Below are 20,598 nucleotides of genomic sequence, written 5' to 3'. Positions count from 1 at the left end.
ATCTTGGGGCCGAACGCAGTTTTTGTGGCAGCCCATCCGGCTTCAGAAAGCAACACTGACATTAGTGTGTTTGATGCAGACATTCCTCATGATCTGCAAGAACTTCAATGACTCTGCAATGCGCAATGCTTCCCCGAGCACACTGCTCGACCATCGCCTGGATCTCCGTGCGGAGGGTAGTCAGCCGGGCGAGGCGGTCGTCGATGTCGGCGAGGTGCCGGCGCGCGATGACGTCGGCCTCGGCGCAGGGACGTCCCGGCTGGTCGGCCAGTCCGAGGAGCGTCCGGATGGCCTCGACCTCGAATCCGAGCTCGCGAGCATGGCGGATGAACTTTAGGCGCCGGACGGTGGCGTCATCGTAGGTTCGACGGTTGCTATCCGTTCGCTCGGGCGCCGGCAGGAGGCCGATCCCCTCGTAGTAGCGGATGGTCGGGATCTTCACGCCTGCCAGCTCGGACAACGCGCCGATTGCGAGGGGTCTCATTTTCCGCTTGCTCCTCTAGCCGCTAGAGGAGGTACGGCATCGTTGTCCGACAGGGAAGACGATGATGGCTGATCCACGGATAGCGGCGGTGGAAGACTTGGCGACTATCGAGACGCCCCCTGTGCCGTCGACCCGCCTGCTCGTCTCGGGCATGGATTGCGGGTCCTGCGCGGGGAAGATCGTGAACGCCGTGCGGCGCCTGCCCGGCGTCGAAGACGTCGAGGTCTCCGTCGGCACGGGAACCGTGACGGTCAGGCATCGGGACGACGTCACCCCCGCGATGCTTGCCGGCACCGTGACGGCGCTCGGTTTCGGGATCGAAGCGCCGAAGGGGGGCACGTCGGAGACCGATGCAACGGGCCGCCCCATGGGCGCCGAGGGTGCACATGCGGCCGAGGGCAATTCGACCTGGTGGCGCGGCGGACGGAGCCTCCTGACCATCGCCTGCGGCGGGGCGCTCGCGGCCGCATTCCTTGTCAGCCAAGCCGCGCCCAGGATCGGCCCGTATGCGTTCCTGGCGGCGATGGCGGTCGGCCTGGTGCCGATCGCGCGGCGGGCTTTCGCGGCTGCCCGCTTCGGGACTCCGTTCTCCATCGAGATGCTCATGACCGTCGCGGCCGTGGGCGCGGTCTGCATCGGTGCCGCCGAGGAAGCGGCGACCGTGGTTTTCCTGTTCCTCGTCGGCGAACTGCTTGAGGGCGTGGCGGCGGGGCGTGCCCGCGCCTCCATCAGGGGCCTGACCGACCTGGTGCCGCGAATCGCGCTCGTCGAGCGGGACGGTCGTATCGATGAGATCCCGGCGGAGGATCTCCCCGTCGGCGCGACGGTGATGGTGCGCCCGGGCGACCGCATCCCGGGTGACGGCGTCGTGATTGAAGGGGACGGCGAGGTCGACGAGGCGCCGGTGACCGGCGAGAGCGTCCCGAAGCGGAAGACCGTGGACGACATCGTCTTTGCCGGGACCATCAACGGATTGTCCGTGCTGCGCGTCAGGGTGACGGCGTCGGCGCGGGACAACACCATCGCCCGGGTCGTCCGCCTCGTCGAGGAGGCGCAGAATGCTAAGGCGTCGACCGAGCGGTTCATCGAACGATTCTCAAGGCTTTACACGCCCGTCGTCGTTGCTGTGGCGGCCATGGTGGCGACGATGCCGCCGCTGCTGCTCGGCGACCCATGGGGCGCCTGGGTCTACAAGGGCTTGGCTATCCTGCTCATAGGCTGCCCCTGCGCCCTCGTCATCTCGACGCCCGCGGCCATCGCGGCGGGCCTGTCGGCGGGCGCCCGACGGGGCCTCCTGATCAAGGGGGGCGCCGTCCTGGAGACCCTCGGCACGGTCACCATGGTGGCCTTCGACAAGACGGGCACCTTGACCGAGGGCCGGCCCCTGGTCACGGACGTGGTCCCGTTCGGGCGGTCCGAGCGCGATGTCCTCTCGCTCGCAGCCGCCCTTGAAGCCGGTTCGAACCATCCGCTCGCCCGCGCGGTCCTGGCAAAGGCGTCGGGGGCCGGCGTCCCGGTCCCGCCGGCCGCGCAGGCCCGGGCCCTTGCCGGCAAGGGCGTCGCAGCGAGGGTCGGCGGGACGGACCTCTTCCTCGGATCGCCACAGGCCGCCGCCGAGCGCGTGGAGTTGAGCCAGGATCAGGCATCCCGCGTCGGGGCCCTCACCGATGAGGGCAAGACCGTGTCCGTCCTGATCGCCGACGGCGCATTGGCCGGCCTCGTGGCGATGCGGGACGAGCCGAGACCCGACGCCGTCGCCGGCATCGCGGCGCTCCGCGCACTCGGCGTCGACGTGGTCATGCTGACCGGGGACAATCGCCGCACCGCCGGCGTGATCGCGAGGACGCTCGGCATGACCCCGCGGGCCGAGCTTCTGCCCGAGGACAAGCTGGGCATCGTCCACGAGATGCAGGCAGCCGGCGCGGTCGTTGCCAAGGTCGGCGACGGCATCAACGACGCGCCTGCCCTGGCGGCGGCCGACGTCGGGATCGCCATGGGCGGCGGGACCGACGTGGCGCTTGAGACCGCGGGCGCCGCCGTCCTGCACGGCCGGGTGGCGGACGTCGCCCGCATGATCGACCTGTCGCGACGGACGATGGGAACCATCCGGGCCAACGTCGCCATCGCGCTCGGCCTGAAGGGCGTGCTCCTCGGCACCACCGTCCTCGGCATCACCGGGCTCTGGCCCGCCATCCTCGCCGACACCGGCGCCACCGTGCTCGTCACCGCGAATGCGCTGCGGCTCCTCCGCACCAGGATCTGAACCCATGGCGAACGATCACGAGCACCACGGGCACGACCACGGCGGCGATGGTCACGGGGACCATGCGCACGATCATGCGGGCAACCAGCACGGCCCCGGCCACGCCCACGCGCCGGCGAGCTTCGGGAAGGCGTTCGCCATCGGCATCGCGCTCAACGTCGGGTTCGTAGCCATCGAGGCCACCTATGGCGTGCTCGCCAACTCGGTGGCGCTCCTCGCCGACGCCGGCCACAACCTGTCCGACGTGCTCGGGCTCGTGGTCGCGTGGGCCGCGACGGTCCTGGCGAAGCGCGCGCCGACGTCGCGCTACACCTACGGGATGAAGGGCTCGTCGATCCTGGCGGCGCTGTTCAATGCCGTGTTCCTGCTCGTCGCGGTCGGGGCCATCGCATGGGAGGCGATCCAGCGCTTCGGGGAGCCGGCGCCCGTCGCGGGCAAGACCGTGATGATCGTCGCGGCCATCGGCATCGCCGTGAACGGCGTGACCGCATGGCTGTTCGCGTCCGGTGCCAAGGGCGACATCAACATCAAGGGCGCATTCCTGCACATGGCGGCCGACGCGGCAGTTTCCGCAGGCGTCGTCCTGGCCGGCCTCGTGATCCTCTACACGGGCTGGACATGGCTCGATCCCCTGGTCAGCCTCGGCATCGTGGCCGTCATCGTCTGGAGCACCTGGGGGCTGCTGCGCGACAGCCTGACGCTGTCGCTCGCGGCGGTGCCGCCCGGCATCGACCCGGACGCCGTCCGCCGTCACCTCCAGGGCCTTCCCGGGGTCGTCGCCATCCACGACCTCCACATCTGGCCGATGAGCACCACGGAGACCGCCCTGACCTCCCACCTCGTGATCCCGGCTGGCCATCCAGGCGACGACTTTCTGATGCGGGTCGCGAGCCAACTGAAGGAGACGTTCGGGATCGGGCACACCACCTTGCAGGTCGAGACGAGCACGGAGACCGCTTGCGCCCTCGCCCCCGACAACGTGGTCTGAGGCGGTCATGCAGGCTTGGATCTACACGCTGATCCCCGCCGCGGCCGCGATTGTCGGCGCCGCGGTCGCGGTCAACCTCCGACCCGGACCCGTCCTGGTCAGCGCCATCCAGCATTTCGCGGCGGGTGTGGTCTTCGCGGCAGCGGCGGGAGAGATCCTGCCGGACCTCAAGCATGCAGGGTCGCCTTGGGCAACGCTCGTCGGCGGAGCAATCGGTGTCGCCGCGATGCTTCTCGTCAAAAGCATAGGCAAGCGGGCGAAAGGACCGGTCGGACTGATGTCGGTCACCGGCATCGACATCCTGGTGGACGGCCTCGTCCTCGGCATCGCCTTCGCGGCCGGCGCCAAGGCCGGCATCCTGCTTACCGTCGCCCTGACCATCGAGGTGCTGTTCCTCGGACTGACGGTGGCGAACGAGCTCGGCGGCTCCGGCACGTCCAAGGGCAGGGTGGTCGGCCTGACCGCGGGCCTGGTCGTCCTGTTGCCGCTCGGGGCCCTGCTCGGCGGCCCCGTCGCCACCCTTTCGGCGCCGGTCCAGGCCGGCTTCCTCGCCTTCGGCCTGATCGCGCTGCTCTACCTCGTCACCGAGGAACTCCTCGTCGAGGCGCACGAGACTGAGGACCGGCCCTGGGTAACGGCGATGTTCTTCGCGGGCTTCCTGCTCCTGCTCCTCCTCGACCAAGCCGTCGCCTAGCCGGAAGAAACGATGGGCTCGCAAACCGGGAAGAATCCGCCGGCCGCTGGAGCCCATATCCTGCTCGTAGAGGATGACGACGGCATGCGCGTGCTCGTTGCCCGCCTCTTGCGTGAGAGCGGCTATCGGGTCACGGGCTGCCGGAACGGCGCGGAGATGTGGTCGCTCCTCTCGGATACCGCGGTCGATCTCGTGCTGCTCGACGTCATGCTGCCGGGGGCTTCCGGATTCGATCTGCTGAGGTCCCTGAGGGCGAAGGGCACCGTTCCGGTCATCATGCTCAGCGCACGCAGCGAGGAAGCGGACCGGGTGCTCGGCTTGGAACTCGGGGCCGATGACTTCGTCGCCAAGCCGTTCGGACGTCCCGAGCTTCTCGCCCGCATCCGTGCCCTGCTCCGCCGCGCTGCCATCGCACCGACGCCGACCGCCGCGACGCGGACGGAGACGATGACGTTCGCCGGCTGGCGACTTGACCTGCGCAGCCGCGTGCTGGCCGACCCCGAGGGAGCCGTCGTCGACCTGTCGGGGGCGGAGTACGACCTGCTCCTCGTCTTCCTGGAGCATCCGGGGCGTGTCCTCGGGCGCGAGCAGATCCTGGAGATGGGGCGCGGCCGCCTTGCGGCACCGTCCGACCGCAGCGTCGACACGCTGGTGAGCCGCCTGAGGCGCAAGCTCGAACCACCGGAGGGCGCCATGCCCGTCATCAAGACCATTCGCGGGTCGGGCTACATGCTGGCCGCCAAGGTCGGGCGCTCATGAGGGGCCTGTCAGGTCTGGCACGCAGCCTTGAAGGACGTACCGTCGCCGTCCTGCTCCTGGCTGTCCTCCTAGTCCATGGCGGGGCTCTGCTGCTCTACCGATATTCGGCCGTGGCCGCCGCCGACGATGCCTTCGCCATCGAGGTCGCCCGGCAACTCGTGCTGGCGCGTGAGGCGATCCTGAGGCGGCCGCCTGACGAGCGAGGAACGGAAGCGAAGGCCCTCTCGTCGAACCATTTCGAGATCGGTTGGACGGCACCGGGGTCGACCGATCCGGTCACGCAGTCCGACCCCGCGCTCCGGGAACTTCGCGTCCGTCTCACCGACCTCGAACCGGTGCTCGGTCCGAACCTAGCCCTGACCCTTGAGGTCCAGGACGACCCCCTTCACCAGCCTGACCTCCGCGGTGTCGTGACCCTTCCGGACAGGAGTCTGCTGACCTTCCGCTCGGCACATGCGCCAAGCTTGGCGCGTCAGGCACCCTGGGCATACCTCGCGACGGCAATGGCGATCCTCGTCGGGGCCGCCGCCGTTGTCCTGATGCACCAAATCGCGGGACCGCTGCGCGACCTCACCCGCGCCACCGCCCGGATCGGGCACGGGAACGTCGTGCCTGTGCCCGAGGTCGGCCCGGACGAGACCCGCGATATCGGGCAGGCGCTCAACGCCATGCAGGAGCGCATTCACGAACTCATCGCAGAACGAACCCAGGCCCTGGCAGCCGTCTCGCACGACCTGCGCACGCCGATTGCACGCCTCCGATTGCGCCTGGACCGGGCCGGCGACCCGCAGGAGCGGCGAGCCATGGCGGCCGATCTCGACGACATGCAGGCCATGATCGACGCGACCCTGTCCTACCTGCGCGGCGACGCTGATCCGGAGGCACGGCAGGTCACCAACGTGGCAAGCGTCCTGATGGGGGTCGCCGATGCCTCGACCGATGGTGACAGGGACGTGACCTACGACGGACCGGGCCGGGCGCTGGCGACCATGCGGCACGTCGCCTTCCGGCGAGCGCTGGAGAACCTCGTCGATAACGGCGTGCGCTACGGAACGCGGGTGCAGATCCGCCTGAGGGTCGAGGAGGACGCGCTGCTCATCCGGATCGACGACGACGGCCTTGGCGTAGCACCGGAGGACGTCGAGCGGGCCTTCGAGCCCTTCACCCGGCTGGAAGGATCACGGAACCGCAATACCGGCGGGACCGGGCTCGGGCTGACCATCGCCAAGAGGGCCGTCGAAGCTGAAGGCGGCACCCTTACCTTGTCGAACCGGCCGGAAGGCGGCTTGCGCGCGGAGATCAGGCTGCCTCGGCCGAGTGCCAAGGGCTGACATAATTCGTCACGATCCCGGCGATTGGGAGACAAAGGGCTCGTCTATCTCAGGTTTCGACGCGGCCGACTTGGTCGCCCCGAATTGGAGACACACCCATGAAGCGCATCCTCGCCGCCGCTCTCGCCACCGCGATGCTGACCGCGACCCCAGCCCTTGCAATCGACGGACACGGCAACGCCTCCAATCCGGAGCGGGCGGTCCCGAACACCGGCGGCGTGTCCGGCGGACCGCTGCACCGCGACGACCCGCGGGTCAGCGAGGCACAGCAGAAGGGTCCGGACGGCAAGCCGGTTCACTCCGAGAACGACGGACATGCCCATGGCCACAGCCACGACAAACCGGGCAAGAAGTAAGGCCACCCCTCAGTTAGGGGCAGAGGGCCGGGACGGTGCCATGAGGATGCTGCCCCTCCTCGTCGTCTTCGCAATCCTTGCCGCGGGCATTGGCTACGCGCTGGCTTAGGTCGCTTCCGGCGAGGACAGTCATCCGTGGTGTGATCCACCCCCTCACACACCGCGGATACGCCCGCTCCGATCGCACGTCGGAGCGGGCACCCGCCGGGCTGCACCATCCTCAATCGTCGAAGTCGTGGTGATGATGGTGATGTTGGCGCTGAAAGCCGTGGCGGTGCTCGTCCCAGCCGTCGTGATGATGGCGACGAACCTCCACGTGGTCGTGATCGCCATGATGGTAGCGGCGAACCTCCTCGTGATGATGATGAGGCGATCCGTAGCCGTAATATTGGGCCGACGCCGCCACGGGAGCGAGAGCCACCACGGCAGCCGCCAGGGCGATCAGATGACGTTTCATGGGCCAAATCCCTTTGATGATCGCGCCAGGTTCTGCCGAATTCTTTGAATGGGGTGTGAAGCTGCCGTTCAGGCATCCGCCGACCAGGGATGCCTTCACCACGCCATGCGACCGCGGCTTGTGACCAAGCCCCTGAATCGCACATAAGGACTGTGATGCTTTCGGCGCGACGCCATAGAGCCTTCGGGGCGATGACGGGCTGGTGGGCGACCGCCGCCCGCGCGCTCGCGCTCGTCCTGGCGCTCGCCGTCGCCATGCCGACCGTCTGCATCGCCGAGGATCTCGCCTTCCATCAGGGCCATCAAGGCCATGACCGTATTGAGCTTTCATTCGTGTCGGACACGGCATCAGGCGGGGAGCAGGCAGCCGATCCGGGGCTGACCTGCCACGTGCATTGCGGCTGCCACGTCGCCGCGACCGTGGACAATACCGAGCCCGCGCCGCTGACGGCGACCTCTCGGCCGTCTTACGCCCGGGTATCCGCGACCCTTTCCTCGGTCGCGCCCGACCGCCTGCCCCGGCCGCCCCGCGCCTGAGGTGACGCCGCCAACGCGTGCGTCCTGAGCCCGAGGCCGAGCGGCCCGGGCCATTTCCTGATGTTGTCGACCAGCAAATGCCCGGAACGCCGTCATCGGCTTCCGGCGCGTCCCAGCAGGCATCCATGCGCATTTTTCTGACCACCCTTCTGGTGGCCGCCGGCATCTTCGTGGGCGCCGCCGTTCCCGCAGTGTCCGACCTCGTCCGAGGTCTCCTCGCCTCGGCCGGCGTGTCACCGACCGTCTTTACCTTCGCCGCCGGTCCCGACGCTGCGAAATCCGCCGAGGCCGAGCATGCCGAGGGCGACGGCCACGATCACGGCAAACCGGCTGCCAAGCCCAAGGGCGAGCATGCCCATGGCGAGCACGAGCACTCCGAATCCGAGGGCGAGGAGGGTCACGTCAAGATGACCGCCGAGCAGATCGAGAACCAGGACATCAAGGTGGCCAAGGCCGAGGGCGGGACCCTGTCCCGGCACATCCTCGTTCCCGGCACGATCACGCCGGATACCGATCGGATCGCACGGGTTCCGGCCCGCGTCGTCGGCACCGTTGCCGAGATGCGCAAGCGTCTCGGGGATTCGGTCGCAAGGGACGAGGTCGTCGCCGTCCTCGACAGCCGCGAGGTCGCCGACGCCAAGAGCGAGTACCTCACCGCCTCGGTGAAGGCCGATCTGGAGAAGACCAACTTCGACCGGCAGGCCGCCCTCTGGGACAAGCGCATCTCGGCCGAAAGCGCCTACCTGAATGCCAAGGCCGTCTATTCCGAGGCGACGCTTCGGCAGGACCTCGCCCGGCAGAAACTCTCGGCCCTCGGGCTCGACGCGGCCGCCGTCGCCAAGCTCGCAAAGCGCGACGAAAGCACCCCGAACCTGTCGAGCCTGCGCCAGTACGAGCTGCGTTCGCCGATGTCCGGGCGCATCGTCGAGCGCAAGGTCGATGTCGGCACTGCCGTAGGCAAGGAGGGCGATCCGTCCGACCTCTACACCGTTGCAGACCTCTCGACCGTATGGATCGAACTCTCGGTGCCGACCTCGGAACTCGCCAAGATCAAGGAAGGTGCACTGGTCACCGTCACGCCGAGCCAGGAGGGCGACGCGCGCCACGAGCGGGGCAAAGTCGTCTTCGTCAGCCCATTCCTGACCGCCGACACCCGTGCCGCCAAGGTCATCGTCGCGTTGCCGAACAAGGAGATGGCTTGGCGTCCCGGCACATACATCACCGCCGAGGTCGAGATCTCGCAGGACGCGGTGCCGGTGAGCGTGCCCAAGGCCGCGCTCCAGACCGTCGAGGGCAAGCGCGTCGTCTTCGTCCGCACGGACGAGGGCTTCGAGAAGCGCGAGGTCGAACTCGGGCGCTCCGACGACGACGCCTTCGAGGTCGCCTCGGGTCTCAAGGCGGGCGAGACCATCGCCGTCGGCAACACCTTCCTCCTCAAGGCCGAGCTCGGAAAGAGCGAAGCCGATCACGCCCACTGAGGGGACGGGACATGATCTCCAAGATCCTCGACTTCTCGGTCCACCAGCGCTGGCTCGTCCTACTGCTGTCGCTGCTAGCCGCCGGCTTCGGCGGCTACGCGGTGACGAGACTGCCCATCGACGCCGTCCCGGACATCACCAACAACCAGGTCCAGATCAACACAACCGCGCCCTCGCTCTCGCCCGTCGATATCGAGAAGCAGGTCACCTATCCGGTCGAGACCGCGCTCGCCGGCATCAAGGGCCTGGAATACACCCGCTCGCTCTCGCGCAACGGCTTCTCGCAGGTCACCGCGGTCTTCGCGGAAAAACTCGACATCTACTTCGCGCGACAGCAGGTCGCCGAGCGCCTCGCGCAGGTGAAGCAGGACCTGCCGCCGGGTGCCGAGCCGAGCATGGGCCCGATCTCAACAGGTCTCGGCGAGATCTACATGTGGTCGATCCACTACGCGAAGCCGGCCGAGCGCAAGGTCTCTGAGGCCGGCAAGCCCGGCTGGCAGCCTGACGGCAGCTACCTGACGCCGGAAGGCCAAAGCCTCAAGACCGAGTTGGAGCAGACTGCCTACCTGCGCACGGTGCAGGACTGGATCATCCGGCCGCAGATCAAGACGGTCCCGGGGGTCGCCGGCATCGACGGCATCGGCGGCTTCGAGAAGCAATACCACGTCCAGCCGGACCCGACGAAGCTCGCCGCCCGGGACCTGTCCTTCGGCGACGTCGCCAGGGCCCTCGAGGCCAACAACGCCAACCAGGGCGCTCGCTACCTGGAGGACAACGGCGAAGGCTACGTCGTGCGCGCCGCCGGGCGCCTGGAGAACATGGACGAGATCGGCGACGTCGTCGTCGCGACCCGCGGCGGCGTGCCGGTGCGGATCAAGGACATCGCCGAGGTCCGCATCGGGAAGGACCTGCGCACGGGCTCGGGCAGCGAGAACGGCCAGGAGGTCGTGGTCGGCACGGCCCTGATGCTGATCGGCGAGAACAGCCGCAAGGTCGCCGCCGCGGTCGACGTGCGCATGGAGCAGATCCGCAGGTCCTTGCCGCCCGGCGTCGAGGTCCAGACCGTCCTCGACCGTACCCGCCTCGTCGAGGCGACCATCAAGACGGTGGCCAAGAACCTGTCGGAGGGCGCCGCCCTCGTCATCGTCATCCTGTTCCTGCTGCTCGGCAACATCCGCGCCGCCATCATCACGGCGCTGGTCATCCCCGTCGCCATGCTGATGACCATGACCGGCATGGTCGAGGCCAAGATCTCGGCCAACCTCATGAGCCTCGGGGCGCTCGACTTCGGCCTGATCGTCGACGGGGCCGTCATCATCACCGAGAACGCGCTGCGGCACCTCGCCGAGAAACAGCAGGAACTCGGCCGCGGCCTCGACACCGAGGAGAGGCTGCAGACGGTGCGGGCCTCCGCCGAGGAGATGATCAAGCCTTCGCTCTACGGGCAGGCCATCATCATCCTCGTCTACGTGCCGCTCCTGACCTTCACCGGGGTCGAGGGCAAGATGTTCGAGCCGATGGCGCTGACCGTCATCATCGCGCTCGCGGCGGCCTTCGTCCTGTCGCTGACCTTCGTGCCGGCCCTGATCGCCATCGTCATCACCGGCAAGGTCGATGAAGAGGACAACCTCATCATCCGCTCGTTCAAGGCGGTCTATCGGCCGGTGCTGGCCTCCGCGGTCCGCGCTCCGTTCGCCTTCGTCGGCGGGGCGCTCGTTCTCCTCGTCGGGGCCGGAATCCTGTTCACCCGACTCGGGACCGAGTTCATCCCGCAGCTCGACGAGAAGAGCATCGCGCTCAACGCTACGCGCATTCCCTCGACCTCGCTGACCCAGTCGCAGGCGATGCAGCTGAAGGTCGAGCAGGCGATCTCGAAGTTCCCCGAGGTCGCCTACGTCTTCTCGAAGACCGGCACGGCGGAGGTCGCCTCCGACCCGATGCCGCCGAATTCGTCCGACACCTTCGTCATCCTCAAGCCTCAGGACGAGTGGCCCGACCCGAGCCTCTCGAAGGCCAACCTTCAGGAGCAGATCGAGAAGGCGGTCGGGCAGCTTGCCGGCAACGTCTACGAGTTCTCCCAGCCGATCCAGCTACGCTTCAACGAGCTCCTGGCCGGTACCCGCGGCGACCTCGCCGTCAAGGTGTTCGGCGAGGAGTTCGAGCCCATGCTCAAGGCGGCCAACCAGGTCGCCCAGGTGCTGCGCGGAATCAACGGGGCGGAGGACGTCAAGGTCGAGCAGACCGCCGGCCTGCCGTTCCTGGAGATCAAGATCAACAAGGCCGAGGCCGCCCGCTACGGCCTCAGCATCGGCGCCGTCCAGGAGGTCATCGGCGCGGCCATCGGCGGCAAGAATGCCGGCGTGGTCTTCGAAGGCGACCGCCGCTTCCCGATCGTCGTGCGCCTGAACGACAAGGTGCGCGAGGATCGCGAGGCGCTGGAGAACATCCCGGTGCCCCTCCCTCCCGGTCCCAGCGGGCGCGCGGCCTCGGTCCTGCTGAAGCAGGTGACAAGCTTCTCGGTCACCGAGGGACCGAACCAGATCTCGCGCGAGAACGGCAAGCGCCGCGTTGTGGTAACGGCCAACGTCCGCGGTCGCGACATCGGCAGCCTGGTGGCCGAAGCGCAGGCGAAGGTGGCGAACGGGGTCCAGCTCCCGTCCGGCTACTACGTGACCTGGGGCGGGCAGTTCGAGAACCTCGCCTCGGCCAAGCAGCGCCTGATGGTCGTGGTGCCGGTCTGCTTCTTCCTGATCTTCCTGCTGCTCTACTCGGCTCTAGGGTCGCCCCGCGACGCCCTGCTGGTGTTCAGCGCGGTGCCGTTGGCGCTGACGGGCGGCATCTTCGCCCTGTGGCTGCGGGCCATGCCGATCTCGGTGCCTGCGGCCGTCGGGTTCATCGCGCTCTCGGGCGTGGCGGTGCTGAACGGCCTCGTGATGCTGACCTTCATCAAGCAACTCGTGGCGGAGGGCAGGCCCAAGCGTGAGGCCATCCTGGAAGGGGCGATGACCCGGCTGCGGCCCGTGGCGATGACGGCATTGGTCGCCTCGCTGGGCTTCGTGCCGATGGCCATCGCCACGGAGACGGGCGCCGAGATCCAACGGCCCCTGGCGACAGTGGTCATCGGCGGCCTGATCAGCGCGACCCTCCTGACGCTGGTGGTGCTGCCGGCGCTCTACGCCCGCTTCGGCAAGATCGCGCCGGCGAAGGCGAGCGTCCGGCCGGCGGAGATCGCCCCGGCACGCCTCAAGGCAGCGGAGTAAATCGATGCGCCCCGCGCCCCTCCTGGCGGCAATGGCGCCCTTCCTTGCCCTGACCTGCGCTTCCGCTGCGGGTGAGGCGAAACAGGGCGAGGCGCCGTTCGGCCTCACCTGGGGCCCGGTCACCGACATGCCGCGCCCGCTCAAGGCGGACCGCGAGGCGAACCTGACGGCGCTCTATTACCCGCAGGGCTGGCGACCGGCGACCGGAGCCGGGACCTCGGAGGTGGTGCTGGTGGTCTGCCGGGACGAAGGCCTGCAGAAGGTGGTCTGGGTAGGGCTGCCGCTGTCGGGCGAGGCGCTTGCCCGGGCGCGCCGGGCCATCCACGACGAGGGCGTGCGGCGCTACGGCGAGCCGGGCCGGGGCCCCTTGCCCGATTCCGAACTCTGGCCGGGCGGCCGGGCGCTGCTAGCCAGCAGGGAAGCCCCGGACGGACGCCGCGAGCTCGTCATGACCTCCTTCGGTCCCGGCTACGTCGCCTGCTCCGAGGCCCACCGCGTCGCGACAGGCCACCCGGCCGGCGCGCACGTCGCCGACCTGATCGGCGGAGACACCCCGTGAGGCTGCCTGCCCGGAACACATCCCCACGCATGCGGAGGAGACCCATGGGACAAGAACACTCGCGAGGCGGCGGCCATTCCCATGGAGGCGGAATTCCTTCGGGTTCGGCGGCCGCCAACCAGTTCGAGGACGAGGCGCTTGCCGCCGAAGGCGTGCACCTGCCGGCCTGAGGACGACGTGAGCAAGAAACTCGCCCGCGCGCAATCGGACTATGGCGGTGGTCAGAGGCGACGGCGAAAGGTTCGGCCCTTCATCCGCCGGGCCGCGGATCGCACGATGCTGGGGACGGTATTGCTGCTGGTCGCCTTCCTGGTCGTGGTCGTAATCCTGGCGCGCCTATGAAACGCCCCCTTCCAAGCCCTAAGAGGGAGAGAGCACGCGCGTTCCGACATTTGCCGGCCTGGTTATTGTGGCGGTCATGGTCGGCTTCTCAGGCCCTGCCGCTTCGGCTCCGCTCTGGCCAAGCGTAGAACCTTGCCTGGAACATGAGGCGCTGCGCCGGCCGTCTTTCCCCATCGATACGCCTCAATCGAGCCGGGCCGACCGGAGGCGCAAAGCGTTGCCAATCACGCTCACGGATGAGAGCGACATCGCGGCGGCCGCGATGACAGGCGACAGCAGCAGACCGAAGGCCGGGTAGAGCGCGCCGGCCGCAATCGGGATGCCGGCGGCGTTGTAGGCGAAGGCGAAGAACAGGTTCTGCCGGATGTTTCCCATCACGGCACGCGACAGCCGACGGGCTCGCACGATGCCCATTAGGTCGCCCTTGAGCAGCGTGATGCCGGCGCTCTCGATGGCGACGTCGGTGCCCGTCCCCATGGCGATGCCGACATCCGCCGAGGCCAGGGCGGGGGCATCGTTGACCCCATCACCCGCCATGGCGACCACCTGACCGGACGCCCTATGTCGCTCGACCACTGCCGCCTTCCGGTCGGGCAGCACGTCCGCCTCGACCTCGTCGATCCCGAGCTGCCGGGCGACGGCCTCGGCGGTGGTGCGATTGTCGCCAGTCAGCATGACGACGCGGATGCCCTCCTCCTTGAGACTGGCCAAGGCCTCGGCCGTCGTCGCCTTGACCGGGTCGGCGATGGCGATGACGCCCGCGAGTCGCCCTTCGACGGCAGAGAAGATCGCGGTGGCTCCGTCCCTGCGCAGCTCCTCTGCGACGGAGTCCAGATCCCCGGTCGCGACGTCCTCCCCGCCGAGGAATTTTGAGTTGCCGAGAAGGACACGCCGTCCCTCGACGGTGCCTAGGGCGCCCTTGCCGGTGGGGGAATCGAACTCCGAAACCTCGGGAATCTTCATCGCTCGTTTCTGGGCCGCCGCGACGATGGCGACCGCCAGCGGATGCTCGCTCGACCGCTCGACGGCGGCGGACAGCCGAAGGATCTCCTCCTCCGAAAAGCCACCCGCCGGGACGATGCGAGTCACCGTCGGCTTGCCCTCGGTCAAGGTCCCTGTCTTGTCGATGACGAGGGTCGTCACCTTCTCCATGCGTTCCAGGGCCTCGGCGCTCTTGATCAGGACGCCGACACCGGCGCCGCGTCCGACCCCGACCATGATCGACATCGGCGTCGCCAGGCCCAAGGCGCAGGGACAGGCGATGATGAGGACCGCGACGGCGGCCACGAGCGCGTAGGTGAACCGGGGCTCCGGCCCGAGGGCCATCCAGGCCACGAAGGCAAGGACCGCGACGCCGATGACGACGGGGACGAACCAGCCCGCGACCCGGTCGGCGAGGCGCTGGATCGGGGCTCGGCTGCGCTGGGCCTCGGCCACCATCTGGACGATGCGGGCCAACATGGTGTCGCGCCCGATCTTACGGGCCTCGATGACGAGTGAGCCGGATTGGTTGATGCTGCCGCCGACGACGGTGGCGCCGGCCTCCTTCGTGACCGGCATCGATTCTCCCGTGACGAGGGACTCGTCCACCGAGCTCCGGCCCTCGATCACGGTACCGTCGACCGGCATCTTCTCGCCGGGACGCACGCGCAGGCGGTCGCCGACCGCGATGTCTTCGAGCCGGACTTCGTCGTCGGTCCCGTCGTCGTGAAGCCGGCGTGCGGTCTTCGGTGCCAGATCGAGGAGCGCGCGGAGTGCGCCGCCGGTGCTCTCGCGGGCCCGCAGTTCGAGGACCTGCCCGATAAGGACAAGCACCGTGATGACGGCGGCCGCCTCGAAATAGGTGGGCACGGCACCGCCATGACCTCGCAGGGCTGCCGGGAACAAGCCGGGCGCCAGGGTGGCAACCACGGAGTAGACCCAGGACGCTCCCGTGCCGAGGGCGATCAGCGTGAACATGTTCAGCGAGCGCAGGACCACCGACTGGTATCCGCGCACGAAGAACGGCCAGCCGGCCCAGAGCACCACGGGCGTGGCCAGGACGAACTGGATCCAGTTGGAGTTCTGCTGCCCGACCCGTTCCATCAGGCCGGTGAGATGGCCGCCCATCTCCAGGATGAACACCGGCAGCGTCAGAACGAGTCCGACCCAGAACCGCCGGGTCATGTCGACGGCTTCCTCGCTCGGGCCGTCGTCGGCGCTCACGGTCTCCGGCTCCAGGCCCATGCCGCAGATCGGGCAGGAGCCTGGCCCGACCTGGCGGATCTGGGGGTGCATCGGGCAGGTGTAGATGGCGCCCTCGGGGACGGGGTCGGCCTTCGCCGCGGCGGCTGCCGGATCGAGGTAGCGTGCCGGATCCGCCTCGAACTTCGTCCGGCAGCCGTTCGAGCAGAAATAGAAGGGATGCCCCTCGTGCTCGGAGCGGTGCTTTGCCGTCTGGGGGTCGACCGCCATCCCGCAGACCGGGTCCTTGGCAATCTTGACGCCCTGGTCGGCCTGGACGTCGTGACCGTGTCCATGTCCCGCATGGTCGTGACCGATAGGAAGGCCATGCCCTCCGTGGTCGTGGGTATGGGCTTGGACTTTCGGGACGGGGTCGTTGGCCATGTCGGGTTCCTGACAGTTCGTATTGCCTATCGGCTTGCGGCTTCCCATCATGGGAAGGTCAACCATGGGGATTGCCGTGAACATCGGGCAGGCCGCGGAGGCGTCGGGCGTCTCGGCCAAGATGATCCGGCACTACGAGAGCATCGGCTTGGTGCCCCGTGCCGACCGCCGGGACAGCGGCTACCGCGATTACGGCCCGCAGGACGTGCACCGGCTCGGCTTCGTCCGGCGGGCACGGGACCTCGGCTTTCCCCTGGAACGCATCCGGGTGCTCCTGGGCCTTTGGGGCGACCCCGGCCGCAGCAGCGCCGAGGTGAAGGCCCTCGCCCTGAGCCACATCGGGGAACTCGAAGATAAGGCCCGCCATCTTCAGGAGATGGCGGACGTCCTGCGCGGCCTTGCCCTCTCCTGCGACGGCGACGGACGCCCGGACTGCCCTATCATCGCGGGGCTGGAGGCCGGCCCGGTGCCGCCCTCCGGCCCATGCACCGGGCGCCCTACTTCGCGTTCTTCTTCAGCCAAGCCTCCATCTCGCCGATCTCCCTCTCCTGATCGTCGATGATCTTCTGGGCCATCTGCTTCGTGGCGGGGTCCTTGGCGTGCTTCAGCGCGACGTTGGCCATGTCGACCGCGCCCTTGTGGTGCGGGATCATGTGCAGGCGGAAGTCGACGTCCGGGTTGCCGGTGTAGGCGACGTCCATGTTCTTCATCATCGCCATGTCGGCGGCCTTGAAGTCCTTGGTCGAGGCGTCGTCCGTCGGGTCGGGCTTCATCGAGCCCATCGACCCCATTTCCTTGCCGGACATTGCGCCGTGGTCCTTCATGCCCTGCGCGAGGGCTGGGCCGGCCAAGCCGAGGGACAAGAGCGAGGCGAGAACGGTCTTGGAAATCGTCATGATGGTCTTCCTTCTGGATGCACGGTCCGGGATGGAGCCGCTCAGTCGAACTTGCCGCTGGCGGTGGAGCCGTCGGGGGCCGTCAGCTGCACCGCGCCCTTTGGCTTGGGGGTGAGCGGAACCTCGGAGGTGCCGGTCAGGCGAACGCCGTCGGCCGGGGCCAGGGCGACCCGGGCGGGCTTGCCGTCGACCACCAGGATCGCGGTGCCCTTGAAGCCGGTGGCCGGGACGGGCTTCTCGTCGCCGTCGAGGACGTAGACGTCGACGGTCCTGTCCTTGGTGACGAGCTCGACATGGAACTTGCCGGCGTCCGTGATCCGGCCACCGTTGTTGCCGCCGCTCTCGTGAGCGGAGACCGGAAACGCGAGCAGCGCGCTCGCCGCCAAGGCCATTCTCCAGGGAATCATCGGTTCTCTCCGTTCTCGGGGGTGGGTTCAGAACGCCTCGACCGGACGCGGCTTGGCGCCGTCGGGATGAGGGGCGTCGGGGGTTTCGCCCTGTGCGGCGCGTAGGCGATCCAGCGGAGCCCTACCGAACCGCAGGAACAGGACCGGGGTCAGGACCGTGTCGAGGAGGGTGGCGCTGATGAGCCCGCCGAAGATCGTCACCGCGACCGGGTGCAGGATTTCCTTGCCGGGGGTGGCGGCGTCGATCAGCAGCGGTACCAGGGCTACGCCGGCCGACAGCGCCGTCATCAACACAGGGGTCAGCCGCTCCAGGCTGCCGCGCACGACGAGGTCGCGCCCGAAGGGCATACCCTCGTGCAGCGACAGGTTCAGGTAGTGGCTGATCTTCAGGATGCCGTTGCGGGCGCTGATGCCGGTCAGCGTGATGAAGCCGATCATCGACGCCACCGACAGCGGCTGCCCCACCAGCCACAGGGCGAGCACGCTGCCGATCAGGGCGAGCGGCACGTTGCCCATGATGATGAGCGCAAGCACCGCCGAGCGGTAGCGGCTGTAGAGGATGGCGAAGACAAGGGCGAGCGAGAGGCCGGACAGGGCCGCGATGGTCCGGCTCGCCTCCTCCTGCGCCTGGAACGTGCCCTCCAGGCGGGCGAAGAAACCGGGCGGGAGCTTGGCGTCCGACACCTCCTTGCGGATGGCCGCCACGATGGTGGCCATGTCGCTCGCCCCGTTGGTGTTGGCCTGCACGACGAGGCGGCGCCGGCTGTTCTCCCGCAGGATCTGGTTCGGGCCGTCGGTCTCCCGGATGTCGGCGACCTGGCGCGCCGGCACCCAACCCGAGGGCGTCTCGATCAGCAGGTCCTTGAGCCCCTGCGTGGTGCGCTGGCGCTCGGGCAGGCGCAGGACGACGTCGAAGCGCTTGTATCCGTCGGCCACGGTCGAGACGACGCGCCCGTTCGAGAGGCGGCTGAGCTGCTCGACCACCGCCGAGGGCTGGACCCCGTAGAGGGCGGCCCGGGTATAGTCGACCCGGATCTCCAGTTGCGGGATCCGGACCTGCTTCTCGACCTGGAGGTCGGCGAGTCCCGGGATTTTCGCCATCCGGTCCCGGAGGTCATTGGCCACGCTCCGCAGCGCGTCGAGGTCTTCCCCGAAGATCTTCAGGGCGAGTTCGGCCCGGACTCCCGACAGCATGTGGTCGAGTCGGTGCGAGATCGGCTGGCCGACGTTAACCGAGAGCGGTAGCCGCGACAGACGCTGCCGGATGTCGGCCACCACCGCGTCCTTGCCGCGCCCGGTCCCCTTGAGCTCTACCTCGATCTCGGAGGAGTGGACGCCCTCGGCGTGCTCGTCGAGCTCGGCCCGGCCGGTGCGGCGCCCGACCGAGGCGACCTCCGGGATCTGCAGGAGCAGCTTCTCGGCGATGAGGCCGACGCGGTTGCTCTCGGAAAGCGAGATCCCGGGGTTGAAGGTCGTGTTGACGGTGAACGAGCCTTCGTTGAACGGCGGCAGGAAGGCCCGCGGCAGGTTCCAGGCGACGATGCCGGCCGCCACGACCGCGACCGCGACGGAGGCGACCAGCACCCGCTGGTGCCGGAAGGCGACGCCGAGCAGGCGGGCGTTGCCGCGCTTGAGCCACCGCAGTGGGGCGCTGTCGTGCTCGGAAAGGTTCTTGAGCCCGGGCAGCAGGTAGTAGGCCAGCACCGGCGTCAGCGTCACCGACACTAGGAGGCTCGCCAGGATCGAGATGATGTAGGCCTGCCCCAGGGGGGCGAAGAGCCGGCCCTCGATGCCGGACAGGGCGAACAGCGGCACGAACACCAGGACGATGATCATCGTCGCGTAGACGATGCCGGAGCGCACCTCGGACGAGGCCGCCACCACCACCTCGAAGGTGAAGCGCGGCGAGCCGGCCGCCCGGTTCTCGCCGAGCCTGCGAAAGATGTTCTCGACGTCGACCACGGCGTCGTCGACGAGCTCGCCGATGGCGATGGCAAGGCCGCCGAGGGTCATCGTGTTGATCGACAGCCCGGCGACGTGGAAGGCGACGGCGGTGGCGAGGATCGAGACCGGGATGGCGGTTAGCGAGATGACCGTGGTGCGCACGTTCAGGAGGAACGCGAACAGGACGATGGCCACCACCACGATGGCCTCCATGAGCACGCGCTCGACGTTCGAGATCGAGGTCTCGATGAAGTTGGCCTGGCGAAAGAGGACCTGGTCGGCCTTGATCCCGTTCGGCAGGGTCGCGGTGACCTCCTTCAGGGCCGCCTCGATCTCGCGGGTGAGCTGGACCGTGTCGACGTCGGGCTGCTTCTCGACGGAGACGATGACGGCAGGCTTGCCCATGTAGCCGCCGTCACCGCGCTTCACCTTCGGAGCGAAGGAGACCTCCGCCACTTGACGGAGGTAGACCGGCGCGTCCGCGACATTGGCAACCACGACGCTGCGGAGGTCGTCGAGACTCATGGTCCGGCCGATGTTCCGGATGAGGTACTCGCGGGCGTACTGGTCGGTGAAGCCGCCGCCGGCATTGGTGCCGAACTGCGTCAGGGACGCCTCAAGCTGGGCGTTGGTGACCCCGAGTGCCCGCATGGCCGCCACGTTCGGGCTGACCCGGAACTGGCGCACCTCGCCGCCGATGGGGATGACCTGGGCGACGCCGGGGATGGTGAGCAGGCGGGGCCGCAGCACGAAGTCGGCCGCCTCGCGGATCTCCATGGGTGAAGCGGTGTCGCTGGTGACCGCCACCAGCAGGATCTGGCCCATGATCGACGAGATCGGGCCCATCTGGGGTGTGACGTTCGGCGGAAGCTGGTCACGGACCAGGGTCAGGCGTTCGGCGATCTGCTGCCGGTTCCGATAGATGTCGGTGCCCCAGTCGAACTCGACGTAGACGATCGATAGGCCGACGCCCGAGACCGACCGGACCCGGCTCACGCCCGGCAGCCCGTTCATGCGGGTCTCGATGGGGTAGGTGACGAGTTGCTCGACCTCCGGCGGGGCGTATCCCTCCGCCTCGGTCATGATGGTGACCGTCGGTTTGTTGAGGTCGGGAAAGACGTCGACCGGAAGCCTGGTCGCCGTGAAGGCCCCGTACAGGACCAAGACGGCGGCGACCGCGAGGACGATGAGCCGGTTGCGCAGGGACTGCGCGACGAGGACGTTGAACATGGATGCG

19 protein-coding genes are annotated in these 20,598 nt (G+C 68.4%); 13 read left to right on the top strand and 6 right to left on the bottom strand.

Annotated elements, in window-relative coordinates; all coding sequences use genetic code 11:
* Window positions 1-61: 61 nt before the first annotated feature.
* Complete coding sequence (locus HCU64_RS21305; protein WP_233386275.1) at window positions 62-484, bottom strand: MerR family transcriptional regulator; 423 nt, start codon at window positions 482-484, stop codon at window positions 62-64.
* 64 nt (window positions 485-548) lie between these two features.
* Here HCU64_RS21305 and HCU64_RS21300 point away from each other — a divergent pair, with 64 nt between their 5' ends.
* The 6 genes from HCU64_RS21300 to HCU64_RS21275 all read left to right on the top strand — a co-directional run bounded on the left by HCU64_RS21300 (window position 549) and on the right by HCU64_RS21275 (window position 6,875).
* Window positions 549-2,747 (top strand): heavy metal translocating P-type ATPase, encoded by a 2,199-nt coding sequence (locus HCU64_RS21300; RefSeq protein ID WP_233386356.1) that lies wholly within the window; start codon window positions 549-551, stop codon window positions 2,745-2,747.
* A 4-nt stretch (window positions 2,748-2,751) separates the two neighbouring features.
* A complete protein-coding gene (locus HCU64_RS21295) occupies window positions 2,752-3,735 on the top strand; it encodes a cation diffusion facilitator family transporter (protein WP_233386274.1) in 984 nt (327 codons plus the stop codon).
* A gap of 7 nt (window positions 3,736-3,742) precedes the next feature.
* A complete protein-coding gene (locus tag HCU64_RS21290) occupies window positions 3,743-4,429 on the top strand; it encodes a ZIP family metal transporter (protein WP_233386273.1) in 687 nt (228 codons plus the stop codon).
* Between the two features lie 12 nt (window positions 4,430-4,441).
* Window positions 4,442-5,188 carry a response regulator transcription factor gene (locus HCU64_RS21285; RefSeq protein WP_233386272.1) on the top strand — a complete coding sequence of 249 codons (747 nt, stop codon included), beginning with the start codon at window positions 4,442-4,444 and terminating at the stop codon, window positions 5,186-5,188.
* Window positions 5,185-6,519, top strand: coding sequence for an ATP-binding protein (locus HCU64_RS21280; protein ID WP_233386271.1), 1,335 nt, complete (start codon window positions 5,185-5,187; stop codon window positions 6,517-6,519). The genes HCU64_RS21285 and HCU64_RS21280 overlap by 4 nt, the downstream gene beginning before the upstream one ends.
* A 98-nt stretch (window positions 6,520-6,617) precedes the next feature.
* A complete protein-coding gene (locus HCU64_RS21275; RefSeq protein ID WP_233386270.1) occupies window positions 6,618-6,875 on the top strand; it encodes a hypothetical protein in 258 nt (85 codons plus the stop codon).
* 220 nt (window positions 6,876-7,095) lie between these two features.
* Here the strand turns inward: HCU64_RS21275 and HCU64_RS21270 are convergent, their stop codons facing one another.
* Window positions 7,096-7,332 carry a hypothetical protein gene (locus HCU64_RS21270; protein ID WP_233386269.1) on the bottom strand — a complete coding sequence of 79 codons (237 nt, stop codon included), beginning with the start codon at window positions 7,330-7,332 and terminating at the stop codon, window positions 7,096-7,098.
* A gap of 155 nt (window positions 7,333-7,487) precedes the next feature.
* On the opposite strand from HCU64_RS21270, the gene HCU64_RS21265 reads away from it, so the two are divergent.
* From HCU64_RS21265 to HCU64_RS21245, 6 genes are all read left to right on the top strand, one after another.
* Window positions 7,488-7,868: a hypothetical protein gene (locus HCU64_RS21265; protein ID WP_233386267.1), complete on the top strand. Its 381-nt coding sequence runs from the start codon at window positions 7,488-7,490 to the stop codon at window positions 7,866-7,868.
* A 125-nt stretch (window positions 7,869-7,993) separates the two neighbouring features.
* On the top strand, window positions 7,994-9,346 hold the full coding sequence (locus tag HCU64_RS21260; RefSeq protein WP_233386266.1) for an efflux RND transporter periplasmic adaptor subunit: 1,353 nt from the start codon (window positions 7,994-7,996) through the stop codon (window positions 9,344-9,346).
* Between the two features lie 11 nt (window positions 9,347-9,357).
* Entirely contained in the window at window positions 9,358-12,606 is a 3,249-nt protein-coding gene (locus HCU64_RS21255; protein WP_233386264.1) for an efflux RND transporter permease subunit, read from the top strand.
* Between the two features lie 4 nt (window positions 12,607-12,610).
* On the top strand, window positions 12,611-13,165 hold the full coding sequence (locus tag HCU64_RS21250) for a threonyl-trna synthetase (RefSeq protein WP_233386263.1): 555 nt from the start codon (window positions 12,611-12,613) through the stop codon (window positions 13,163-13,165).
* Window positions 13,166-13,209: 44 nt separating this feature from the next.
* Window positions 13,210-13,335: a hypothetical protein gene (locus HCU64_RS25315; RefSeq protein WP_267922558.1), complete on the top strand. Its 126-nt coding sequence runs from the start codon at window positions 13,210-13,212 to the stop codon at window positions 13,333-13,335.
* 7 nt (window positions 13,336-13,342) lie between these two features.
* Complete coding sequence (locus HCU64_RS21245; RefSeq protein WP_233386261.1) at window positions 13,343-13,507, top strand: hypothetical protein; 165 nt, start codon at window positions 13,343-13,345, stop codon at window positions 13,505-13,507.
* A 183-nt stretch (window positions 13,508-13,690) separates the two neighbouring features.
* On the opposite strand, the gene HCU64_RS21240 is transcribed toward HCU64_RS21245, so the two are convergent.
* On the bottom strand, window positions 13,691-16,114 hold the full coding sequence (locus tag HCU64_RS21240) for a heavy metal translocating P-type ATPase (protein ID WP_267922557.1): 2,424 nt from the start codon (window positions 16,112-16,114) through the stop codon (window positions 13,691-13,693).
* Between the two features lie 76 nt (window positions 16,115-16,190).
* Here HCU64_RS21240 and cueR point away from each other — a divergent pair, with 76 nt between their 5' ends.
* A complete protein-coding gene (gene cueR, locus HCU64_RS21235) occupies window positions 16,191-16,676 on the top strand; it encodes a Cu(I)-responsive transcriptional regulator (RefSeq protein WP_233386354.1) in 486 nt (161 codons plus the stop codon).
* Here the strand turns inward: cueR and copM are convergent.
* Genes copM through HCU64_RS21220 form a run of 3 tightly spaced genes read right to left on the bottom strand, consistent with a single transcriptional unit; the run spans window position 16,612 to window position 20,591 of the window.
* Complete coding sequence (copM, locus tag HCU64_RS21230; RefSeq protein WP_233386260.1) at window positions 16,612-17,010, bottom strand: CopM family metallochaperone; 399 nt, start codon at window positions 17,008-17,010, stop codon at window positions 16,612-16,614. The genes cueR and copM overlap by 65 nt on opposite strands.
* A 41-nt stretch (window positions 17,011-17,051) precedes the next feature.
* Window positions 17,052-17,417 (bottom strand): hypothetical protein, encoded by a 366-nt coding sequence (locus tag HCU64_RS21225; protein ID WP_233386257.1) that lies wholly within the window; start codon window positions 17,415-17,417, stop codon window positions 17,052-17,054.
* A gap of 27 nt (window positions 17,418-17,444) precedes the next feature.
* Window positions 17,445-20,591, bottom strand: coding sequence for an efflux RND transporter permease subunit (locus HCU64_RS21220; RefSeq protein ID WP_233386256.1), 3,147 nt, complete (start codon window positions 20,589-20,591; stop codon window positions 17,445-17,447).
* Window positions 20,592-20,598 lie beyond the last annotated feature (7 nt).

The sequence above is a fragment of the Methylobacterium sp. C25 genome, assembly GCF_021352225.1.
Classification (GTDB): Bacteria; Pseudomonadota; Alphaproteobacteria; order Rhizobiales; family Beijerinckiaceae; genus Methylobacterium.
The sequence above is the reverse complement of the archived record's forward strand: the minus strand, read 5'-3'. Positions and strand labels throughout refer to the sequence as shown.